A 20,461-nucleotide genomic window follows, 5' to 3' on the forward strand; every position below is an offset into this window, starting at 1 on the left:
CGCTCCGTTGCAGCCATCGCAGCCTCCGGCGCCGGGAAACCGGCAGCCGGCAGCTTACGCGGCCCGAAAGCGGACATTTCAACTTTGCCCAGATGCGACATTACTACTTTGCTCTTACATCAATGTCATACCCGGATTCAGATGTCGTAGCGCCAGCTAAATACAGATGTCGCATGTTTCATCGGCCTTTCCATCCTTTAACGTTGAAGCGCCAAGCCTGAAGCAGCAGGGCGCTTACGCTCGCCCGCGGGCCTTGGCAGACCGCCGCTCAGTTGCTGCTTTTGACGCAACTTCCAGAATCGCCGTTTCCATGTCAGCCACCGTGAACCGGCGGGGTTTCTTCGTGCCGGGTTGCGCTTCATTTGCCCGCACCGGCAGCCCGCGATGCGTTCGCGACGGCGCGGTGCCGATCCGCCGGCTGTCGCGCTGCGCCTGAAACGCTTGCGCCACCTGCAACGCGTGACTCAGCCGCTTGTGGTCCACGATTGCGCCTTGGTCGACCTCAGCCAGCCGGTCATAGGACTGAGCTGCCAGTATCTGACCGGCTGCTCGGATTTCAATCCGACCATCCGGGTACTCCCACACCTCGACGTCGCGATGTATCCACGCTCGATTCCCCGGCGTATCGTCCAGCAGGTACAGCACCCGGTCGTACTGCACCGTCAACGCCTTCGTCACCCGGCGTGTCTCACGCCAGGTCAGCAGCAGATCCAGATCCTCGTCGGATCGCAGCGGCCGATGCGCATCAAAGCCGCTGCGCGGCGGCTTCGCGAAGCGCGCGTTATACATGGCGATGAAGGAGGGCGCATAAGCATTGGCATCAGCCACCGTACCGATGCCACGCAAGCGCATCTCTTTGACCAACCGGTCCTGCAACGTCAGATGTGCTCGCTCGACACGTCCCTTGGCCGAGCTGCTGTTCGCGCAAAACGTGTCGATGTTCAGTTCGTACATCGCGCCGCCGAAGTGCGTGACGCTCTGGCCTGTCTTGCCGGCGCTCGTATTGCGGAACACGCTGTACTTGTCGCTGTAGAACGCCACCGGCTTGCCGTAACGCTCCAGATACGCCCGCGTAGCCTCAAAGTAGCTGAAGGTCGATTCGGTCGCCGTAAAGTGCAGATGCATCAACCGGCTCGTCGCGTCGTCGACGTACACCAGCAGCGTGCAGGCCGGCGCTCGTTCCTCGAACCACCGATGATCGCAGCCGTCGATCTGGATCAGTTCGCCCAGGCAGGCCCGCCGTGCTCGCGGCTGGTAGACCTTCGGCGGACGCTGCCGGCGCGGAATCCACAAACCTGCGTCTGTCATCAGCTTCCTGACCGTCTCCTTGGCCAGCCGAATGCCGTGACACTCCCAGAGCTTCTCGCAGGCCAGCGTCGGCCCAAAATCGGCGTAGCGCTCTCGAATAATGGTCAAGGCGCGTAACGCGAGCCCGTCGTCGAGCTTGCGGTTGCCTGGCCGGCCACGACGGCCCGAAGCGACGCCGTCAGGTCCGTGCTCGCGATACCGGATGACCAGCCGTTCTACCTGGCGCACGCTCAGGCCCAGCCGTTCGGCTGCACGCCCGGGCTTCAAACCCATATCCACCACGGCCTGGATCACCTTGAGTCGATCAAGCTCTCGCATCGTCAGTGTCACCAATCCGGCTGGCTGCATGGTCGGCTCCCGCGCTTGCTCAACGAGCCGTCCAGCATGCCAGCAGTCAAAAACACGACATCTGTAAATAGCCAGAACACGACATTAGGATATGGCTGCCACACATAAATCATCGATAATTCACCTTATGTCAAATTTCAAATAGCCATGATCACCCTCTATGGCGCGGGTTCGGCAATCTCGAATGCGTCCATACGCTGAAAAATCCGCCAATCGGGCGCGCCCCCAACAGCAGCGCGCCCACCCTCAACCAGCCATCAAACCGCCATCACCGTCACCGACTTCGTGACGAGATACGGCTCCAGCGCTTCCGGCCCGCCTTCCGACCCGTAGCCCGAATCCTTCACGCCGCCGAACGGCATTTCCGGCCACGGCGTCGCCGGCTGGTTGATCCACAGCATCCCGACTTCGAGGCGCTGCGTCAGCAGGTGCACGTTCGCGAACGAACGCGTGAACGCGTAGCCGGCCAGACCGAACGGCAGGCGGTTCGCCTCGGCGATCGCATCCTCGAGCTTGTCGAACCCACGAATCGCCGCAACCGGGCCGAACGGCTCGTTGTTGAACACGTCCGCTTCGAGCGGCACGTTCGCGATCACGGTCGGTGCGAAGAAGTTGCCTTCCGCGCCGATCCGCTCGCCGCCGGTCTCGATGCTCGCGCCGACCTTGCGCGCGTTGTCGACGACCGACGCCATCGCGGTCAGGCGTCGCGGGTTCGCGAGCGCGCCGAGCGTCGTGCCTTCGTCGAGACCGTTGCCGATCTTCAGCCCTTCCGCATGCTTGACCAGCGCGCGCGTGAATTCGTCGCGGATGCTGTTGTGCACGAGGAAGCGCGTCGGCGAAATGCAGACCTGTCCCGCGTTGCGGAACTTCGCACCGCCGGCGGCCTTCACCGCGAGCGCGACGTCCGCATCCTCGGCGACGATCACCGGCGCGTGGCCGCCCAGCTCCATCGTCGCGCGCTTCATGTGCTGGCCCGCGAGCGCGGCCAGTTGCTTGCCGACTGGCGTCGAACCCGTGAACGTGACCTTGCGGATCACCGGGTGCGGAATCAGGTACGACGAGATTTCAGCGGGATCGCCGTACACGAGACCGATCACGCCCGCCGGCACGCCTGCGTCGACGAACGCGCGCAGCAGCGCGGCCGGCGACGCCGGGGTTTCTTCCGGCGCCTTCACGAGGAACGAACAGCCGGTGGCGAGCGCCGCACTCAGCTTGCGCACGACCTGGTTGACCGGGAAATTCCACGGCGTGAACGCCGCGACCGGGCCGACCGGCTCCTTCACGACCGTCTGCTGCGCGCCGAGGTTGCGCGGCGGCACGATCCGGCCGTACACGCGGCGCCCTTCGTCCGCGAACCATTCGATGATGTCGGCCGCCGACAGCACTTCGACGCGCGCTTCGGTGAGCGGCTTGCCCTGCTCCTGCGTCATCAGCTGCGCGATCGCGTCGGCGCGCTCACGCACGAGCGCGGCCGCCTTGCGCATCGTTGCCGCGCGCTCGTGCGCGGGCACCTTGCGCCATGCTTCGAAGCCGCGCTGCGCGGCGGCGAGCGCACGGTCGAGATCGGCGATGCCCGCATGGGCCACCTTGCCGATCGCCTTGCCGGTCGCCGGGTTCACGACGTCGATCGTCTTGCCGCTCGCGGCGTCGACCCACTTGCCGTCGATCAGCAGTTGCGTATCCGTATAAGTCACGTTAGCCATCCAGACACCCCTACATTGCGTCGATAAAACGCGCGCGGCCGCGAACGGCCGCACGCCGGTTGACAGAAGAAAACCACGCCGCCGGGGCAGGCACGCACCCGGCGGCGTCGACGGCAGGCACGGCGGCCCGCCATCGTCGCGCGGCGCGCCGCGCTCAGTGCGCGGCCGCCGTCGCCTTGCGGAGTTTCGCGACGTCCGCCGCCTGCACGGCCGGCGCGCCGTTGTTCCAGCCGGCGCGCATGAACGTCAGCACGTCGGCGATCTGCCGGTCGTTCAACTGGTTCGCGAACGCCGGCATCGGATACGCGGACGGCACGCCGCCGATCACGAGCGTGTCGCTGCCGTTCAGCGTCACGTTGATCAGCGACGATGCATCGGTCTCGAGCACGTTCGGATTGCCGGCGAGCGGCGCGAGCAACGGCGCATAGCCGCGCCCGTCCACACCGTGGCAATGCAGGCAGTAAGCGTTATACACCTTCGCGCCCGGATCCGTTGCCGGTCGGCCCAGCGCGGCCTGCGTCGCCTTCGGATCATAGCGGTACGGCGGCGCGCCCGTGCCGCCTGCCGCCGGCAGCGATTTCAGGTAGCGCGAGATCGATGCCAGATCGTCGTCGGTCAGTTCCTGCGTGCTGTGGTTGATCACGCTCACCATCGAGCCGAACGCGGTCGCGTGCTGGTTCGCGCCGGTCTTCAGGAACTGCGCGACGTCGGCCTCGTTCCAGCGGCCGAGCCCGGTGTTGTGCTCGCCGGTCAGGTTCGACGCGAACCAGTTGTCGATCGACGCGCCCGACAGGAACGCCGCGCCGCTTTCGTCGAGCGCCTTCTCCTGGAAGCCGACACCGCGTGGCGTGTGGCACGACCCGCAGTGCCCGAGCCCCTGCACGAGATACGCGCCGCGGTTCCACATTGCGTCCTTCGCCGGCTTGTCCGCGTATGGCGTCGTGTCGAGGAACACCTTGTTCCACAACGCGAGCGGCCAGCGCATGTTGAGCGGCCACGGGATGTCGGACGGCCGGTTCGCCTGTTTCACCGGTTCGACGCCGTGCATGAAGTACGCATACAGCGCCTTCACGTCGTCGTCCCTCAGCTTCGCGTACGACGGATACGGCATCGCCGGATACAGATTGTGACCGTCCTTCGCGACGCCCTTGCGCAACGCGCCGGCGAACTCGGCTTCGGTATAGCCGCCGATGCCGGTCTCCGGGTCGGGCGTGATGTTGGTCGTGTAGATCGCGCCCATCGGCGTGACCATCTTCAGGCCGCCCGCGAACGGCGTGCCGCGCGGCGCGGTGTGGCACGCGACGCAGTCGCCGGCTTTCGCGAGATACGCGCCGCGCGCGACGAGTGCGCTGTCGGCGGCCGCCGTTTGCGCGGCCTGCGCGGCCGTGCCGGCCAGCAGTGCGGACAGCGCGAGCAGCGACGCGCGGAGCGCATTCGGGTTCAGGGTGAGATGTCGCATGGTCGTCCCCTCCTCCTCAGGCCGTTTTCAGCTGGTTGCCGACCGGCAGCTTGCGCAGCCGCGTGCCGGTCGCCGCGAAGATCGCGTTCGCCAGCGCCGCCGCGGTCGCGGCCGTGCCCGGCTCACCGATCCCGCCCGGCGCCTCGCCGCTCTTCACCAGATGGACTTCGATCGGGGGCACCTCGTTGATTCGCATCATCCGGTAGTCGGTGAAGTTGGTCTGCACGACGCGGCCGTCCTCGATCGTGATCTCGCCGTACAGCGCGCCCGTGATCCCGAAGATGATGCCGCCCTGCACTTGCGCCTCGATCGTGTTCGGATTCACGACCATCCCGCAATCGACCGCGCACACGACGCGCTTGACCTGCACTTCGCCGCCGTCCACCGCGACGTCGATGACGATCGAGAAGAAACTGCCGAACGCATGCATCACCGATACGCCGCGCCCCTGCCCCTTCGGCAGCGATGGGCCGCCCCAACCGGCCGCCTTCGTCGCGACGTCGAGCACGTTGCGGGCGCGCGGCGTCTTGTCGAGCAGCGCGCGACGGTATTGCACCGGGTCGGTCTTGGTCTGCACGGCCAGTTCGTCGATGAAGCTTTCGACGACGAACGTGCTGCGCGTCGGCCCGACGCCGCGCCAGAACGCGGTTGGCACGTGGCGCGGCTCCTGGCGCACGTAGTCGACGAGCTGGTTCGGCAGGTCGTACGGCAGCTCGGCCGCGACCTCGACCGCGTCGGGATCGACGCCGTCCTTGACCGCGGGCGGCGCGAAGCGCGCGAGAATCGACGAGCCGACGATCCGGTGCCGCCACGCGACCGGCTTGCCGTTCGCGTCGAGGCCGGCCGAGATCGTGTCGTAGTAGCACGGCCGGTACATGTCGTGCTGGACGTCCTCCTCGCGGGTCCAGATCACCTTCACCGGGGCATTGACCTGTTTGGCGACCTTCACGGCCTGCCCGATCATGTCGGTCTCGAGCCGCCGGCCGAACCCGCCGCCGAGCAGATGGTTGTGCACGACGATCTTGTCCGGCGACAGGCCGGTCAACTGCTGTGCCGTGTCCCGTGCGCGGGTTGGCACCTGCGTGCCGACCCAGATCTCGCAGCCGTCGCCGCGCACGTGCACCGTGCAGTTCACGGGCTCCATCGTCGCGTGCGCGAGCAACGGCTGTTCGTAGACGGCGTCGACGCGCGTCTTCGCGTTCGCGAACGCGTTGCCGACGTCGCCTTCCTTGCGCGCGACCGCGCCCTTGCCGTTCGCCGCCGCCTGCGCGAGATCCGCGAACAGGTCCTTCGTCGACACCTTCGCGCCCGCGCCTTCGTTCCACTTCACGACGAGCGCCGATGCGCCGCGCTTCGCGGCCCACGTGTGGTCGCCGACCACCGCGACCGCGTTGTCGACGCGCACGACCTGGCGCACGCCGGGGATCTTCTTCGCGGCCGTGTCGTCGACGCTCGCGACCGTGCCGCCGAACACCGGGCTGTTCACGATTACCGCGTACAGCATGCCGGGCAGGCGCACGTCGAGTCCGAACTGTGCGGTGCCGTCGACCTTCTCCGGCGAATCGAGGCGCTTCGCGGGCGTGCCGATCAGCTTGAAATCCGCCGGCTGCTTCAGCGCGACGTCCTTCGGCACCGGCAGTTTCGCCGCGGCGTCGGCCAACTGGCCGTACGATGCGCGCCGGCCGCTCGGCGGATGCTGCACTTCGCCGTTCGCCGCGCGGCAGCTCGCCGGATCGACGTTCCATTGCTTCGCGGCAGCCGAAACCAGCAGCGTGCGCGCGGTGGCGCCCGCGCGGCGCAGCGGCTCCCACGCGTAGCGCACCGACGTCGAACCGCCGGTGAGCTGGCCGCCGAGCAGCGGATCGAGGAACAGCTTCTCGTTCGGCGGCGCATGATCGAGCGTGACGCTCGACAGCGGCACCTCGAGCTCTTCCGCGATCAGCATCGGGAGCGCCGTATAGACGCCCTGCCCCATCTCGACCTTCGGCATCACCAGCGTGATCTTGCCGGCGCGGTCGATCTGCACGAATGCGTTCGGGGCGAACACGCCCGACGGGGCGGGCTCGGCTGCGTCGCCGCCGATCACCGAGCGGCGCGCATCGTCGCCCGCCGCCGGCAGGCTGAAGCCGAGCAGCAAGCCGCCGCCGGCCGCCGCGCCGAGCGACATGCCGAGTTTCAGAAACCCGCGGCGCGACACACCGGCGCCGACCCTGCCTGCTTCGAGGAGTCCTCGCGACATGTCAGGCCTCCTTCGCGGCTTGTTTGACGGCCGCGCGAATGCGGTGGTACGTGCCGCAGCGGCAGATGTTGCCGGCCATGGCCGCGTCGATGTCGGCATCGCTCGGGTTCGGGTTCGACGCGATCAGCGCGGTGGCGGCCATCACCTGTCCCGACTGGCAGTAGCCGCACTGGACGACGTCGAGCTCGCGCCAGGCCTGCTGGACCTTGTGGCCGGCCGGCGTCGCGCCGACGGCTTCGATCGTCGTGATCTTGCGGCCCGCGACGGCGGCGACCGGCAGCACGCACGAACGCGCGGCCACGCCGTCGAGATGCACGGTGCACGCGCCGCATTGCGCGATCCCGCAGCCGAACTTGGTGCCGGTCAGGCCGACGACGTCGCGCAGCACCCAGAGCAAGGGCATGTCGTCGGGGGCGTCGACCGAGCGGGTTTCGCCGTTGATGTTGAGGGTGATCATTCAGCCTCCGGGGCCGTTGTATTGGGGAGCGGCGCGAACGATGCGCGCTGCGTCATGGGATCGTCGTCATCACCGTTGCGTCGTGCGCAACGGGTGCCGCGCGGCCCGGGTGCGGGCGAGCCGCGGCGGTGGTGTTGCGGGCTTGCGTGTTACTCGGCCACGTCGATGGCCGACAGCACCTTGATGACCGGCGGTGCGGTGAACCAGTCGGCCGACTTCGTGCGGAATTCGCCGAAATACGGGCTGGCGAGATGCGCGTCGAACGCCGCCTGGTCGTCGAAGATTTCGTACAGATGCAGGGTTGGCGCGCCGTCCTGCGCGCGGAACAGGTCGTAGCGCCGGTTACCCGGCTCGGTGCGCGTCTTCGCGACCATGCTGCGCAGTTCGGCCTCGGCGGCCTGCGCGTGTTCGGGTTTCAGGAACAGCGAAGCAATCACGTGAAGCGCCATTTTCTACTCCTTTGAAAACGGAAACGAGCATGCCACAAGCCGGCGTCTCGCGACGCCAGCGTGCAGCGGTTGTCTGTCGCCGAGCGGCGCGATCAGGCCAGTTCGTCCGGGCCGACGCGCACGACGACCTTGCCGAAATTCTTGCCGGCCAGCAAGCCGATCAGCGCTTGCGGCGCGTCGGCGAGATCGGGCACGACGTCCTCGAGCGTCTTGACCTTGCCCTGCGCGAGCCACTCGCTCATGTCCTTCAGGAACGGCGCATAGCCGGTTGCATAGTGATCGAGGATGATGAAACCCTGCACGCGGATGCGCTTGCGCAGGATCGCGCCCATCAGCGCCGGCACGCGGTCGCGGCCGGTCGACACGGCGTTGTCGTCGTAGGCCGCGTCGTTGTAGTGCGCAATGATCCCGCAGACGGGCACGCGCGCATGGTCGTTCAGCAGCGGCCACACTGCGTCGAACACCGCGCCGCCGACGTTCTCGAAATACACGTCGATGCCGTTCGGACACGCGTCCTTCAGCTTCGCGGCGAACGCCGGATCGCGATGGTCGACGCACGCGTCGAAGCCGAGGGTACCGGTCACGTATGCGCACTTGTCGGCACCGCCGGCGATACCGACCACGCGGCAACCCTTCAGCTTCGCGATCTGGCCGACCACCGCGCCGACCGCGCCGCTCGCGGCCGCGACGACCACGGTTTCGCCGGCCTTCGGTTCGCCGATTTTCAGCAGCCCCGTGTACGCGGTGAAGCCCGGCATGCCGAGCACGCCGAGCGCGTACGACGGGTGCGCGAAATCGCGGCCGAGCGGGATCAGGTCGCGTCCGTCGGACAGCGCATAGTCCTGCCAGCCGGCGCCGGCGACGACGAGATCGCCTTCGCGAAACGCGGGCAGGTTCGACGACACCACGCGGCTGACCGTGCCGCCGACCATCGGCTGGCCCAGTTCGGCGGGCGGCGCATAGGACGGCGCGTCGCTCATCCGGCCGCGCATGTACGGGTCGAGCGACAACCAGACGGTGCGCAGCAGCACCTGACCGGGGCCGGGAACCGGCACGTCACCGGTTTCGGCGCGGAAGTTGTCCGGCGTCGGTGCGCCGACCGGGCGCGAATTCAGGACGATCTGGCGGTTTGCGATCTTGCTTTGCGGCATGTGTGCCTCCGTCAACAGGAATGAACGTGCTTCGTGGGCACGATCGGATCAGGGATGGACCAGCGGGAAGTGCGCGTCTGCGGCGGCATCGGCAAGCAGGCCGGTGCGGTCGCAGGCGGGCGGTGGGAACGATCGGGACAGCGTAACGCGGCGTGAAGCGTTCGTCATGAGTGATTGAGTAGACCAGTCGTCTAGGATCAAGGCAAAAACAAGGCGCGCCGATGCGCGCCCCGACTACGACTGCGCGCCGTCGGACGCGGCCGGCGGCAGGTTCAGCATGCGCCGCGTTTCGGCCATCGCCCTTTCGAGCGGCTGGCGGTTGCGGTGAATCTTTTCCAGCAGCGTCGCGCCCAGCCACAGCTCGTACAGGATCGCGGCCGTGTGCGACGGATCGTCGACGCCGCTCAGCGAACCGTCGGCGAGCCCGGCCTCGATGCCGCCCGCGAGCCGCTCGATGATCTGGCTGGTGCCGCGCCGCAGCACCGCGCGCATCGCTTCCGACAGATCCGACACTTCCGCGCCGAGCTTCACCGCGAGGCACTTGCCTTCCGGATCGTCCGCGCATTGCGTGTGCAGCCAGTTACCCCAGTACGTCATCAGGCGCTCGGCGCCCGTGCCGGCCTGCTGCTTGAGCAGCTTGTCGAGATGCGTGAGATAGCCTTCGAAATACGAGTCGAGCAGCGCTTCGCCGAATGCTTCTTTGGAGCCGAAGTAATGGTAGAACGAGCCCTTCGGGATGCCCGCCGCAGCGAGAATCTCGTTCAGACCGACCGCCGAGAACCCCTTGTGGAGCATGATCGGCTTCGCGATGTTCAGGATGTGCTGGCGGACTTCGGCGCCTGAAGATGCATTCATGATGGCGTATGGTAGCAACGATTAGACCGGTCGTCTAGTAACGTCGAGCCGGCATATTGAGCGGCACTTTACCCGATCCCGGTCGTGCGCCCAATGCCCGGCCGGCGCGCTGCTCGCCCGCGCGTGCCGTCTGCGCGTGGCGCGTCATGTCGACGACTCGGTTTCGCCGTCAGCGCGGCGCTTCGTCGGCACGCTTTCTCGTGCGCGCCCGCCGCTCGCTCCGCTCGGCGGCCGGGATGGTCTTGACGCCGCGCAACGGCGGCCGGCGCACCCGCGCCGCCATCTCGCGCCTCAGCGCATCGAGTTCGGCGCTGCGCGCCGCGTCGGCCGCCAGTGCACCGTCGAGCTGCCCCTGAAGCACGCCGCAGCGATGCAGCGCGTCACCGAGTTGCGCCTGTAGCGCGGCCGCTTCCTTCCGCTGCTGCGCGTCGCGCTGTTCCGCGCGCGATGTCGCCGCGTCGAGTTCCTTTTGCAAGCGCGCGGCCGCGAGCCGCTCGCGATCGATTTCCTGAAGCGCCCGCTTTTCCGATGCGCGCAGCCGCTCTTCCGCGCGACCGGCGTCGTCGCGCAGCCGCTCGAGCTGGGTGGTGAAGTCCGCACGGGCCTGCGCGAGCGCACGGTAGCCCTCCGCGTTGTCGGCTTTCAGGCGTTCGATATCCGCTTGCATCGCTCGCCGCGATGCATCGTCCGCCGCTCTTGCCTGCTCCAGTTCCTGAATGCGGACCTGCGCAGCCAGCAGCGCGGCCGTGCGTTGCTCCAGCGCGGTTTCGGTGCGGGCCAGTTCGGCTTGCAGCGTCGCCACTTCTGCTTGCGCCGCTGCCCGCTCGGCCTCGACTTCCGCGCGCAGCGCGTCGAGTGCGGCGGCCGCGTCGGTGCTCGACCGGTTCCATAGCGCCGCAACCAGTTCGCCAGCCGCCGCCTGCAGATCGGCGGGCAGGTCCGGATGCTCGATGCGTACACGGCTCTTTTCCCGCAGCTCGGCCCAGAACTCGCCGAGAACCGCTGTCGGCGTGCTCATGCTGCCCTTGCGAACGAGCTGATACAGGCGGTTGGCCGTCGGCGTGATGCCGAAACGGAAAAATAGTAGTGCGCAGGCTTCGCGGTACAGCTCGCGGGTTTTCGGGAAGTCGGCCTTGAGGCGCTCGATTTCGGCGGTCAGGCGGGTTTCGTCGGCTGCGAGGTCGGACATGACGGGCTTCGAAGGAAATTTCGTAAATAATATAACGTAAACCGTTAAATATCCAATTGTGCCGAAGTGTAGATTTGACATTATTTCTATAATGTTGAGAATTTGTAGGCGGAGACGTGCAAGTCCGGCCCGGGCTTGTTACGGCGGCGTGGCACGGTGCGGCAACAAAACGCTGGAATCCCCTATCGGGCCATGGGCCGCAGATTCACTGAGTGTTTCGGGGGCTTTGCCGGATCGAGGCAGCCGCCATTTGCGCGGCTGGCGACCCAGTGCGATGGCGTCACACGCCGCACGCCCCGCGCGGCAACATAGGCATGCGTGCGATCAGGGCGCGACGCGTTACGGCAGCGGCCGTCAGCGCGCTGGGACCGCTTCCCTGAAGAAATCGATCAACTGCCGCGTCAGGAAGGCCGGATTTTCGTCCGGCAGCCAATGCCCCGTGTCCGGCGCAACGGCTCCGCGAACGTCCAGCGCCAGCTCGCTCGCCATGTCGAACTCCTTGGCGCCGTTGCTCTTGTCGCCGGCAAGCGCGAGCACCGGCATCGGGAGCTTGTGCTTCATGAACGCCTTGAACTGCATCTCGTCCTGCGGGAACGCGCGATAGAGTTCGAACCCTGCGCGTAGCGCGCCCGGCGCGGCATAAGCATCCGCATAGACGGCGATATCGTCGTTCGACAGCGCGACATGGGTCCGCTTCTTGTAGAAATCGAGAATGTAGGCGTGCTCCCTGCCCGCGATCAGCATCTCGGCGATATCGCGCTGCTGATGCAATCCGAAATGCCAGATCTGCGGATCGGAACGCGCCTTCGCTTCGTCCCAGATGCGCGTCCCCGGCACCGGAACGTCGAGCATCGCCAGCTTCAGGATCTCGGCGGGCCATTGCGCGGCGTACGCGTAGGCGACCATCACGCCGATATCGCGGCCGACGAGGTTGATGTGCGTCGCGCCGAGGTGGCGAACGAGTGCGCGGATGTCGCCCGCCATCGACGCTTTGTCGTAGCCGCCGAGCGGCTTGTCGGATTCGCCCGCACCGCGGTAATCGACCGCGACGACCCGATACCCCTCTTCCGCCAGCACCGGCATTACGTGACGCCACGTGTACCAGGTTTGCGGCCAGCCATGCAGCAGGATCACCATCTCGCCGTCGTCGGGGCCGCCGGTCACATAGTGGAGGCGAACGTCGTTGACGAGCGCGTAGCGTCGGCTGAATCGTCGATCGAAACCGGCCGGCAGGCCGGGCGCGGGCATGCCTGACATCGCGTGATCATTCTGCATGGGTCGTCATCCGTTGCTTTGCCGCTCGCTCAGCCTGTCGACCTGCTTCACGCCCCGGAGCAGCCACGGCCGAAGCTGCCTCGTCAGGAACGGCATGATGATCCAGGTCAGCGATGAGGTCAGCAGCGCGGAGCTGAGCGCGAGTTGGACAGGACGCTCCAACGCTGGCAGGAGCGCATTCAGGAGAAAGGTGATCGACAGCAGGACCGGGTAGACGGCCAGCCACGTCACGAGAAACGTCTTCCACTTCGGTGTAGCGGGCTTGCCGGCGATCGCGAACCACGCATCCATGCCGACGGCGGCATCGCGATGCTCGTCCGATATTTCGTCGCCCTTCGCGACCAGTTTTTGCCGTTCCGCGGAGGACGTCCACGCATGCAGGTGCGCCGGCGAATCGAAACGATAAATCAGGTAGTTGATGCCGCTGGAATCGCTCAGGCGAACGTTTCCGAGATGCCCCGGGTAACGCCGCGCCGCCGCGTCGATCTCGCGTGCCCAGCGATCGAATTGCCTTTCCCGCCCCGGATGAACGACGCGACTGACCACGATCGTGCTTGACTCACGCATCGTGTCGGGCGGGGAAAGGCGTTGGCTGTCGTGCATCGGGTTGCTCAAGCGAGTGGGCAATGCATGCCCGTTGCCCGGCGGTGCTCGAGGGCGGCCGAGAAAGGCCTTCGATATGCCGTTTGGACGCACACGCCGGGCTGTCGCGCGAGCAACGCACGGTCCCGCTCGCCAGGCGGCAGCATCGCTCAGCACGCTTTCGCGTTCCATCGAGCGGCCTGCGTCGATGGCGCCGCAGTCTCGCGCGATGCCGCCGAATTCGCGACCACATGAACGCGCGCTGTAATTTTTTCAGCACGATCGAAAGCGTTGAGCGCTACGGGTTATCGGTCAGCGGATCGCCCGCCGTGCGCCGAATCCTCGCCCGGCGCCTGCGTTTCGTCTGTCATTCGCGTGCCACCGTAGACCGGTAGCGTTCAAAATCGTCCCCGATTCCGACAAGCGATCCGCCATGCAGCGCCCATCGCGCGCCACGTCCCATGTTTACACAGCCACGTCCCGCGCCCTCGCCGTCAGCCTCGCGATCAACCTGCTGTTGCTCGCCGTCGAGGCGGCGGCGGCATGGTCCGCGCATTCGTCGGGGCTGCTCGCGGACGTCGCGCACGCGGCGATCGATCTCGCGGCCGATGCGCTGCTCCTCGTCGCCTGCCGGTTCGACGCGCGCCTGCCGCCAGAGCGCCGCCCGACCTACGAGCCGCTCGCGCTCGCGGGCCTCGGCGCATTGCTGGCCGTAACCGGTGCGCAGATGATCTGGCATGCGCTGACGCGGTTCGATACGCCGCCCGTCGTGCAGCCGGGCGCGACCGCGCTTGCGCTGGTTGTCGTCACGCTCGCCGGCAAGGCCGTGCTGTCGTACTGGATGCTGCGCAAGGCGCGCGAGACCGGCTCCGCGCTGCTCGAGGCGAGCGGCTGGCACGTGCGGACCGATGCGCTGTCGTCGTTGCTCGCGGCGCTCGCGATGAGCGCGGCGCTGGTCGGCTTCGGCCGTCTCGACGACCTCGCGGCGCTCGCGATCGGCGCGCTCGTGATCCGCACGGGCGCCGGGTTCGTCCGTCGCGGCTGGGCGCAGTGGCCGGCATGGGCGGATTGGGCGAATCGCTCGACGCGCGGGTCGTGAACGCCGCGGGTGTCGCCCAACGCCCGATTCGCGCCAATGCCTGTACGATCGGCTCCGCGTAACAGGCTATCGTTTGTTTTTCGTTGATACAGGCTATGATTTGTATTTGTACAATACATGCCATAGACTGTATTTTCCGATTACAAACGATCGCCTGTCATCTCGCGGAGCGCCCCGATGGCCTTTCCTGTCCAGACCCTGACCCAGTTGCGCCCGATACTCGTCGGCTTCCGGAAATCCGCGGGGCTCACGCAGGCGCAACTGGCCGCCCGCCTCGGCATCACCCAGCAATCCTATGCCCAGCTCGAAGCCAACCCGTCGGCGGTCAGCATCGAACGGCTTTTCAAGGTGCTGAACGCGCTCGGCGTTCGGATGATGCTCAGCCCGGACGAACGGGATGCGCCGGCGGAAGCGGCCGATTCGGCTTCCGGCGTCGAGCCGCCGGCGCGCCGCAAGCCGGTCGCGAGCAAGCGCGGCGCCACGGCCGCCAAGGCCTCGACCGGAGCCGCGGCCGACGCCGCGCGGAAGCGCCCGGCAGCGACGACTCGCGCCAGGCCACGCGTGTCGAAGCGGGAGGACTGGTGACGATGGCCGCACGTGCCCGCCACGACCGGCTCGACCTGTGGATGAACGGCATTCCCGTCGGGTACTGGGAAATCCGCCGCGGCGTCGAACGTCTCGTCTACCTGCCGGACTGGCTCGACGATCCTCAGGGCCGGCCCCTGTCGTTGTCGCTGCCCTTCACGCCCGGCAACCAGCCGCACCAAGGCGCGATCGTGGCCGACTACTTCGACAACCTGCTGCCGGACAGCGAGCCGATCCGCCGCCGCATCGCGCAGCGTTACCGGCTCGGATCGACGGCGCCGTTCGAATTGCTCGCGTCGATCGGCCGCGACTGCGTCGGCGCGATCCAGATGCTGCCGCCGGGCGAGACGCCGGTCGATCTCGAGGCCATCGAAGGCGCGACGCTCGACGACGCAGCCGTCGCCGACGTGCTGCGCCACGCGACTGCCGCGCCGCTGCCCGGCCGCGCGGAGCCGGACGCCGACCTGCGCCTGTCGATTGCCGGCGCGCAGGAAAAGACCGCGCTGCTGCGTCGGCGCAATCGCTGGCTGCGGCCGTCGGGCAGCACGCCGACGACGCACATCTTCAAGCTGCCGCTCGGGCGCGTCGGCAACATGCAGGCCGACATGCGCACGTCCGTCGAAAACGAATGGCTGTGCTCGAAACTCGTCGCCGCGTACGGCCTGCCGGTCGCGCCGTGCGAGATCGGCCGGTTCGACGACCAGAAGGCGCTGATCGTCGAGCGCTTCGACCGGCGTCCGTCGCGCGACGGCTCGTGGATCCTGCGATTGCCGCAGGAGGACATGTGCCAGGCGACCGGCACGCCATCGGGCGCGAAATACGAATCGGACGGCGGCCCCGGCATCGAGACGATCATGGGCATCCTCGCGAATTCGGCCGATGCGTCGCGCGACCGGATGAATTTTTTCGTCGCCCAGCTCGTGTTCTGGGTGCTGGCGGCGATCGACGGCCACGCGAAGAATTTCAGCATCGCGCACCTGCCCGGCAGTGCGTATCGAAGCACGCCGCTGTACGACGTGCTGTCCGCGCATCCGATCATCGGCACGCGCCGCAACCAGATTCCGCCGCGCCGTGCACGCCTCGCGATGGCCGTCTGCGGGAAGAACCGGCACTACGTGATCGGCGAAATCCAGCCGCGCCACTGGATCGCGCAGGGCCGCCGCGTCGGCCTGACCCAAGACGACGTGCGTGCCGCGATGGCGGCCGTCGCCGCACGGACGGAGCCCGCGATTGCCGAAGCCGCCGCGCAGATCCCGGCGGATTTTCCGGCGGACGTGGCCGACGCGATCTTCGACGGCATGCGTCGGCACAGCCGCAAGCTCGCGGCGGCCGATCCGGCGTGATCGAAGGCATGCGCGGCGGCGTAACGGCCGCCGGCGCCAGGTCGTTCAGCCGGCGTCGCGCGCGCGGGCGAGTGCCGCGAGGTTGCCCTCGCCGAACCCGTGGTGCCCCTTGCGCTGTACGATCTCGAAGAAGATCTCGCCGGGGCGGCGTTTGACGAAGGTCTGGAAAAACAGCCTCGGCACGCCGTCGCTGCCGATCTCGCCGTCGACCAGCACCGCGCGGCGGCGCAGCGCGTCGAGATCGACGCCGTGCCCCGGCAGCCGCGCATCGACGTCGTCGTAATAGCGCGCGGGCGGCTCGATGAACTCGACACCGTTCGCACGCAGCGCATCGACGCACGCCAGGATGTCGTCGGTGGCCAGCGCGACGTGCTGCACGCCCTCGCCCGGATGGTCGGGCAGGTATGCATGCATCAGCTCGGTGCGCTGCGTACCTTCCTCATAGACCGGAATCCGCACCGCGCCGCACGGCGACACCATCACGCGCGATTCCTCCGACACATGCCAGTGCGCGTCGATCTGGTGGATCTCGCGGAAATGCAGCAAGTCATGGTAGAAATCCAGCCACTCCTGCATGCGGCCCGCGCCGACGGTTTGCGTGAAGTGGTCGACCTGCTGCAGGCCGACGCCCGCGCAATCGAGATCGGTATGCGCGGTCGCGATGTCGATCGGCCGGAAATCGATGTCGAAGATCGAGATGTCGCCGACGCCGCCGCGCTGGCCGTCCCGCCCGCGCCACCGGTCGACGAAATACAGGTGCGAATCGCCGATGCCCTGGATCGCCGGAATCTTCAGTTCGCCGACGCCGACCTTTTCGCCTTCGAACGCCCACGCACCGAGCTGGATCGCGCGCTCGAACGCGCGCCGGGCGTTCGCCACGCGCAACCCGATCGCGCACACGCCCATCCCGTATTCCTCCGCATAGCGCGCGGCGAACGACTCGGGTTCGGCGTTGATCAGGAAATGCATCTGCCCCTGCCGGTACAGCGTGACGTTCTTGCTGACGTGCCGCGCGATCGCCTTGAACCCGAACTGCTCGAAGCGCTGCGCAAGCGCGTCCGGCACGGGCGCCGCGAATTCGACGAATTCGAGGCCGGCCATCCCGAGCGGATTGGCGGCCGGATCGGCGACGGGCGGCGTATCGCTGGATAACGGGTGGGAATTGCCGGGCATTCCAGTCTCCGGGGGCATGCGGTCGATGGGGGGATGGTGCCTGTCGCGTGCGGCATGCGCGGCCGATGTGGCGGCCGCGCCTCCGCCCCGGACGGGCGAGTTGTCGATGCTGCAGATTTTAACCAGATCGTTCACGACGGCACACCCCGGCCGAACGGGATATCGACACGTCGCCTAGTGCAAACCCGAAAATCGTTCGATAATCGCACGGAATTGAACGATAATCGCGCGCATTATCCGATTGGCCAATTGCCGCCGTGCGGCGCGCGCCCTATTCTCCGTTCACCCATCGACTTCAATGCAGCATCGGACGCGGCGCCGCCACGATTCCACGATGCGCCGTGCCAGGAGACACCGCCATGACCCCTACCTTCGACACCCTCGACGCCGCCGCCGGCGCTCGTGCACGCACTCAGGCCCGCAAGGCCGCGATCGGCAGCTTCGTCGGCGCCGTCGTCGACTGGTACGACTTCCTGCTGTATGGAATCGTCGCCGCGCTGGTATTCAATTCCGAGTTTTTCCCGAAAGTCAGCCCGACGATGGGCACGCTCGCGGCGTTCGCCACCTTCGGCGTCGGCTTCCTGTTCCGGCCGCTCGGCGGCATCGTGTTCGGCCACTACGGCGACCGGCTCGGCCGCAAGCGGATGCTCGTGCTGACCGTGATGCTGATGGGGCTGTCGACGGTCGCGATCGGCCTGCTGCCGACGTTCGCGACGATCGGCTGGTGGGCGCCCGTGCTGCTGGTGCTGATGCGCGCGATCCAGGGTTTCGCGGTCGGCGGCGAATGGGGCGGTGCGGCGCTGATGGCCGTCGAGAGCGCGCCGAAGCAGAAGAAGGCGTTCTACAGCAGCGGCGTGCAGGTCGGCTACGGCGTCGGGCTCGTGCTGGCCACCGGCATCGTCTCGATCCTGAGCCATACGCTCGGCGAGGCCGCGTTCAAGTCGTGGGGCTGGCGCCTGCCGTTCGTGTTCAGCATCGTGCTGGTGCTGATCGGGCTCTGGGTGCGCAAGAACATGGACGAATCGCAGGAGTTCGTCGACAAGGTCGAGCACGGCAACCGCAAGCTGCGCCTGCCGGTGCTGGAAGCGCTGACGCGCCACCCGAAGGCGTTCCTGCTGATCGTCGCGCTGCGGCTCGCCGAACTGTTCACGATGTACATCGTCACCGCGTTCGCGCTCAGCTATTCGACGACGAACCTCGGCATGTCGCGCGACCTGTTCCTGAACATCGGCCTGCTGGTCGGCGCGGTGAGCTGCGTGACGATCCCCTGCTTCGCGTGGCTGGCCGATCGCTACGGCCTGCGCCGCATCTACCTGATCGGCGCGCTGATCGGCCTTGCGTCCGCGGTACCGTTCTTCGTCGCGCTGGAGTCGCGCTCGATCGCGTGGATCGTGATCTTCTCGATCCTGCTGGCGAACGCCGCGCACGACATGGTCGTGAGCGTCCAGCAGCCGCTGTTCACCGAGCTGTTCGGCGCCGAATATCGCTACAGCGGCGCGGGCGTCGGCTATCAGTTCGCGAGCGTCGTCGGTGGCGGGTTCACGCCGTTCATCGCGGTCGGGCTCGTCAGCGTGGCCGGCGGTTCGTGGCACCTCGTGGCCGGCTATCTGGCGGCCGGTTGCCTGATCTCGCTGGTGGTCGCCGCGCGGATGCGGGCGGCGCAATGATCGCCTGACCGGATGGCCGACCCGATTCACGGTCGGCCACGCGGCCGGTCATGCGGCCATGCCGGCCGACATTCGACCTGCTGCAATTCGACCTGCTACATCGCGGGCGCGACGTCAAACACTGTCAGTTACGCGCGCCGATTTCCCTTTTCCCCCTCCGAACATTCCACGCCGCGTGCCGACCAATGGCATCATATGGGCCTACGTCAGTCACCGATACGCCCCCATATCATGTCGAATCTCATCGTCCACGGCGGCACTCCGCTGCGCGGGGACATCAAGCCGTCCGCGAACAAGAACGCCGTCCTGCCGATTCTGTGCGCCACCCTGTTGACCGATCAGCCGCTGCGTCTCGTCGGCGTGCCGGACATCACCGACGTGCGCAAGATTCTCGATATCTTCCGCACGCTCGGCAGCGACGTGTCGGTCGACTTCACGACGGGCCTGCTCGAGCTTCACCATCGCAACACGACGTTCGATCCGGCCGTCCATCGGCTGCCCGAGGCGATGCGTTCGTCGATCATGCTGATTCCGCCGCTGCTCGCGCGCTTCGGCGTCGCGCGCCTCGAGAACGACGTGAAAGGCTGCACGCTCGGCGTGCGCGAGATCGATCCGCACGTCGAGGTGTTCGAACGTTTCGGCGCGCATATCGAACGCACGCCTGATTCGCTGATCGTCCGTACCGACGGCCCGCTGACCGCCAACGATCACTGGCTCGATTACGCGTCGGTAACGACCACGGAGAACTTCGCGCTGTGCGCGACGGCCGCGAACGGCACGTCGACGCTGATGAACGCGGCCTCGGAGCCGCACGTGCAGGAGTTCAGCCAGTTCCTCGCGATGATCGGCGTCGCGATCGAGGGCATCGGCACGTCGCGGCTTTGCGTGACGGGCGGCGGCAAGCTCGGCGGCGGCGAGTTCCGCTTCGCCGAGGATTTCCATGAAATCGCGACGTTCCTCGCGCTCGGCGCGATCACCGGCGGCGACATCACGGTGCGCAATTCGTCGCCCGAGCATTTCCCGCTGATCGACCGCACGTTCGCGAAGTTCGGCGTCACCGTCACGCACCGCGACGGCTGGTCGCGCGCGGAACGCGACGGCCCGCTGCGCGTGCGCCGGCCGTTCACGCAGAACATCCTGACCAAGGTCGAGGCCGCGCCGTGGCCGTACCTGCCGGTCGACCTGCTGCCGATCTTCATCGCGCTCGGCGTGCGTGCGGAAGGCAGCGCGATGTTCTGGAACAAGGTCTACGACGGCGCGCTCGGCTGGTCCGGCGAACTGTCGAAGTTCGGCGCGCACGTGCTGCTGTCCGATCCGCATCGGCTGATCACGTTCGGCGGGCTGCAACTGACGCCGGCGCGCGTCGAGAGCCCGTACATCATTCGCGTCGCGATCGCGCTGCTGATGGTGGCCGCGAGCATCGAAGGCCGTTCGGAAATCATGAACGCGCTGCCGATTCGCCGCGCGCATCCGCATTTCGTCGAAAACCTGCGTTCGGTGGGCGCGAACGTCGAGTGGACGAGTAGCGAGTAAAGTCATGACGGATGCGGCGCGCGTAACGGTCGCGTCGCATCCGGTT

General features: G+C 67.2%; 17 protein-coding genes. 5 read left to right on the forward strand and 12 right to left on the reverse strand.

What is annotated here, in order from left to right; translation table 11 throughout:
- Positions 1 to 234: 234 nt before the first annotated feature.
- From HWX55_RS21445 to HWX55_RS21495, 11 genes are all read right to left on the reverse strand, one after another.
- On the reverse strand, positions 235 to 1,656 hold the full coding sequence (locus tag HWX55_RS21445) for an ISNCY family transposase (protein ID WP_175977195.1): 1,422 nt from the start codon (positions 1,654 to 1,656) through the stop codon (positions 235 to 237).
- A gap of 257 nt (positions 1,657 to 1,913) precedes the next feature.
- Entirely contained in the window at positions 1,914 to 3,359 is a 1,446-nt protein-coding gene (locus HWX55_RS21450; RefSeq protein ID WP_175977196.1) for an NAD-dependent succinate-semialdehyde dehydrogenase, read from the reverse strand.
- Positions 3,360 to 3,513: 154 nt separating this feature from the next.
- On the reverse strand, positions 3,514 to 4,818 hold the full coding sequence (locus HWX55_RS21455) for a cytochrome c (RefSeq protein WP_175977197.1): 1,305 nt from the start codon (positions 4,816 to 4,818) through the stop codon (positions 3,514 to 3,516).
- A gap of 16 nt (positions 4,819 to 4,834) precedes the next feature.
- On the reverse strand, positions 4,835 to 7,057 hold the full coding sequence (locus HWX55_RS21460) for a xanthine dehydrogenase family protein molybdopterin-binding subunit (RefSeq protein ID WP_175977198.1): 2,223 nt from the start codon (positions 7,055 to 7,057) through the stop codon (positions 4,835 to 4,837).
- 1 nt (position 7,058) lies between these two features.
- On the reverse strand, positions 7,059 to 7,514 hold the full coding sequence (locus tag HWX55_RS21465) for a (2Fe-2S)-binding protein (RefSeq protein ID WP_006479019.1): 456 nt from the start codon (positions 7,512 to 7,514) through the stop codon (positions 7,059 to 7,061).
- A 149-nt stretch (positions 7,515 to 7,663) separates the two neighbouring features.
- The gene (locus HWX55_RS21470) at positions 7,664 to 7,963 is read right to left on the reverse strand and encodes a putative quinol monooxygenase (protein ID WP_175977199.1); all 300 of its coding nucleotides are present in this window, start codon (positions 7,961 to 7,963) and stop codon (positions 7,664 to 7,666) included.
- Positions 7,964 to 8,055: 92 nt separating this feature from the next.
- Positions 8,056 to 9,114 (reverse strand): NADP-dependent oxidoreductase, encoded by a 1,059-nt coding sequence (locus HWX55_RS21475; RefSeq protein ID WP_175977200.1) that lies wholly within the window; start codon positions 9,112 to 9,114, stop codon positions 8,056 to 8,058.
- Positions 9,115 to 9,348: 234 nt separating this feature from the next.
- Positions 9,349 to 9,969 (reverse strand): TetR/AcrR family transcriptional regulator, encoded by a 621-nt coding sequence (locus tag HWX55_RS21480; RefSeq protein WP_175977201.1) that lies wholly within the window; start codon positions 9,967 to 9,969, stop codon positions 9,349 to 9,351.
- Positions 9,970 to 10,138: 169 nt separating this feature from the next.
- Entirely contained in the window at positions 10,139 to 11,158 is a 1,020-nt protein-coding gene (locus HWX55_RS21485) for a DNA-binding protein (protein ID WP_175977202.1), read from the reverse strand.
- Between the two features lie 354 nt (positions 11,159 to 11,512).
- Positions 11,513 to 12,433, reverse strand: a complete 921-nt coding sequence (locus HWX55_RS21490; RefSeq protein WP_175977203.1) for an alpha/beta hydrolase — start codon at positions 12,431 to 12,433, stop codon at positions 11,513 to 11,515.
- Positions 12,434 to 12,439: 6 nt separating this feature from the next.
- Entirely contained in the window at positions 12,440 to 13,036 is a 597-nt protein-coding gene (locus HWX55_RS21495) for a hypothetical protein (protein ID WP_175977204.1), read from the reverse strand.
- 412 nt (positions 13,037 to 13,448) lie between these two features.
- Between HWX55_RS21495 and HWX55_RS21500 the strand changes: the two genes are divergently transcribed.
- From HWX55_RS21500 to HWX55_RS21510, 3 genes are all read left to right on the forward strand, one after another.
- Positions 13,449 to 14,114, forward strand: a complete 666-nt coding sequence (locus HWX55_RS21500; RefSeq protein WP_050011068.1) for a cation diffusion facilitator family transporter — start codon at positions 13,449 to 13,451, stop codon at positions 14,112 to 14,114.
- Between the two features lie 177 nt (positions 14,115 to 14,291).
- Complete coding sequence (locus HWX55_RS21505; protein ID WP_175977205.1) at positions 14,292 to 14,699, forward strand: helix-turn-helix transcriptional regulator; 408 nt, start codon at positions 14,292 to 14,294, stop codon at positions 14,697 to 14,699.
- Positions 14,700 to 14,701: 2 nt separating this feature from the next.
- Positions 14,702 to 16,042, forward strand: coding sequence for a type II toxin-antitoxin system HipA family toxin (locus HWX55_RS21510; protein WP_175977206.1), 1,341 nt, complete (start codon positions 14,702 to 14,704; stop codon positions 16,040 to 16,042).
- Positions 16,043 to 16,087: 45 nt separating this feature from the next.
- Here HWX55_RS21510 and HWX55_RS21515 read toward each other — a convergent pair whose 3' ends face one another.
- Positions 16,088 to 17,215, reverse strand: a complete 1,128-nt coding sequence (locus HWX55_RS21515; protein ID WP_175977207.1) for a VOC family protein — start codon at positions 17,213 to 17,215, stop codon at positions 16,088 to 16,090.
- A gap of 359 nt (positions 17,216 to 17,574) precedes the next feature.
- On the opposite strand from HWX55_RS21515, the gene shiA reads away from it, so the two are divergent.
- Positions 17,575 to 18,882 (forward strand): shikimate transporter, encoded by a 1,308-nt coding sequence (gene shiA / locus HWX55_RS21520; protein ID WP_175977208.1) that lies wholly within the window; start codon positions 17,575 to 17,577, stop codon positions 18,880 to 18,882.
- A 231-nt stretch (positions 18,883 to 19,113) separates the two neighbouring features.
- A complete protein-coding gene (locus tag HWX55_RS21525; RefSeq protein ID WP_124554271.1) occupies positions 19,114 to 20,415 on the forward strand; it encodes a UDP-N-acetylglucosamine 1-carboxyvinyltransferase in 1,302 nt (433 codons plus the stop codon).
- Positions 20,416 to 20,461: the final 46 nt, after the last annotated feature.

It is taken from the genome of Burkholderia sp. BCC1047, from assembly GCF_902833155.1.
Taxonomy (GTDB): Bacteria; Pseudomonadota; Gammaproteobacteria; order Burkholderiales; family Burkholderiaceae; genus Burkholderia; species Burkholderia sola.

What these genes read in the sequence shown, in the direction of transcription:
- HWX55_RS21515 (WP_175977207.1), bottom strand. Translation starts at nt 17,215, where the DNA reads ATGCCCGGCAATTCCCACCCGTTATCCAGCGATACGCCGCCCGTCGCC.
- HWX55_RS21450 (WP_175977196.1), bottom strand. Translation starts at nt 3,359, where the DNA reads ATGGCTAACGTGACTTATACGGATACGCAACTGCTGATCGACGGCAAG.
- HWX55_RS21480 (WP_175977201.1), bottom strand. Translation starts at nt 9,969, where the DNA reads ATGAATGCATCTTCAGGCGCCGAAGTCCGCCAGCACATCCTGAACATC.
- HWX55_RS21470 (WP_175977199.1), bottom strand. Translation starts at nt 7,963, where the DNA reads ATGGCGCTTCACGTGATTGCTTCGCTGTTCCTGAAACCCGAACACGCG.
- HWX55_RS21455 (WP_175977197.1), bottom strand. Translation starts at nt 4,818, where the DNA reads ATGCGACATCTCACCCTGAACCCGAATGCGCTCCGCGCGTCGCTGCTC.
- HWX55_RS21475 (WP_175977200.1), bottom strand. Translation starts at nt 9,114, where the DNA reads ATGCCGCAAAGCAAGATCGCAAACCGCCAGATCGTCCTGAATTCGCGC.
- HWX55_RS21505 (WP_175977205.1), top strand. Translation starts at nt 14,292, where the DNA reads ATGGCCTTTCCTGTCCAGACCCTGACCCAGTTGCGCCCGATACTCGTC.
- HWX55_RS21490 (WP_175977203.1), bottom strand. Translation starts at nt 12,433, where the DNA reads ATGCAGAATGATCACGCGATGTCAGGCATGCCCGCGCCCGGCCTGCCG.
- HWX55_RS21465 (WP_006479019.1), bottom strand. Translation starts at nt 7,514, where the DNA reads ATGATCACCCTCAACATCAACGGCGAAACCCGCTCGGTCGACGCCCCC.
- HWX55_RS21500 (WP_050011068.1), top strand. Translation starts at nt 13,449, where the DNA reads ATGCAGCGCCCATCGCGCGCCACGTCCCATGTTTACACAGCCACGTCC.
- shiA (WP_175977208.1), top strand. Translation starts at nt 17,575, where the DNA reads ATGACCCCTACCTTCGACACCCTCGACGCCGCCGCCGGCGCTCGTGCA.
- HWX55_RS21495 (WP_175977204.1), bottom strand. Translation starts at nt 13,036, where the DNA reads ATGCACGACAGCCAACGCCTTTCCCCGCCCGACACGATGCGTGAGTCA.
- HWX55_RS21445 (WP_175977195.1), bottom strand. Translation starts at nt 1,656, where the DNA reads ATGCAGCCAGCCGGATTGGTGACACTGACGATGCGAGAGCTTGATCGA.
- HWX55_RS21460 (WP_175977198.1), bottom strand. Translation starts at nt 7,057, where the DNA reads ATGTCGCGAGGACTCCTCGAAGCAGGCAGGGTCGGCGCCGGTGTGTCG.
- HWX55_RS21485 (WP_175977202.1), bottom strand. Translation starts at nt 11,158, where the DNA reads ATGTCCGACCTCGCAGCCGACGAAACCCGCCTGACCGCCGAAATCGAG.
- HWX55_RS21510 (WP_175977206.1), top strand. Translation starts at nt 14,702, where the DNA reads ATGGCCGCACGTGCCCGCCACGACCGGCTCGACCTGTGGATGAACGGC.
- HWX55_RS21525 (WP_124554271.1), top strand. Translation starts at nt 19,114, where the DNA reads ATGTCGAATCTCATCGTCCACGGCGGCACTCCGCTGCGCGGGGACATC.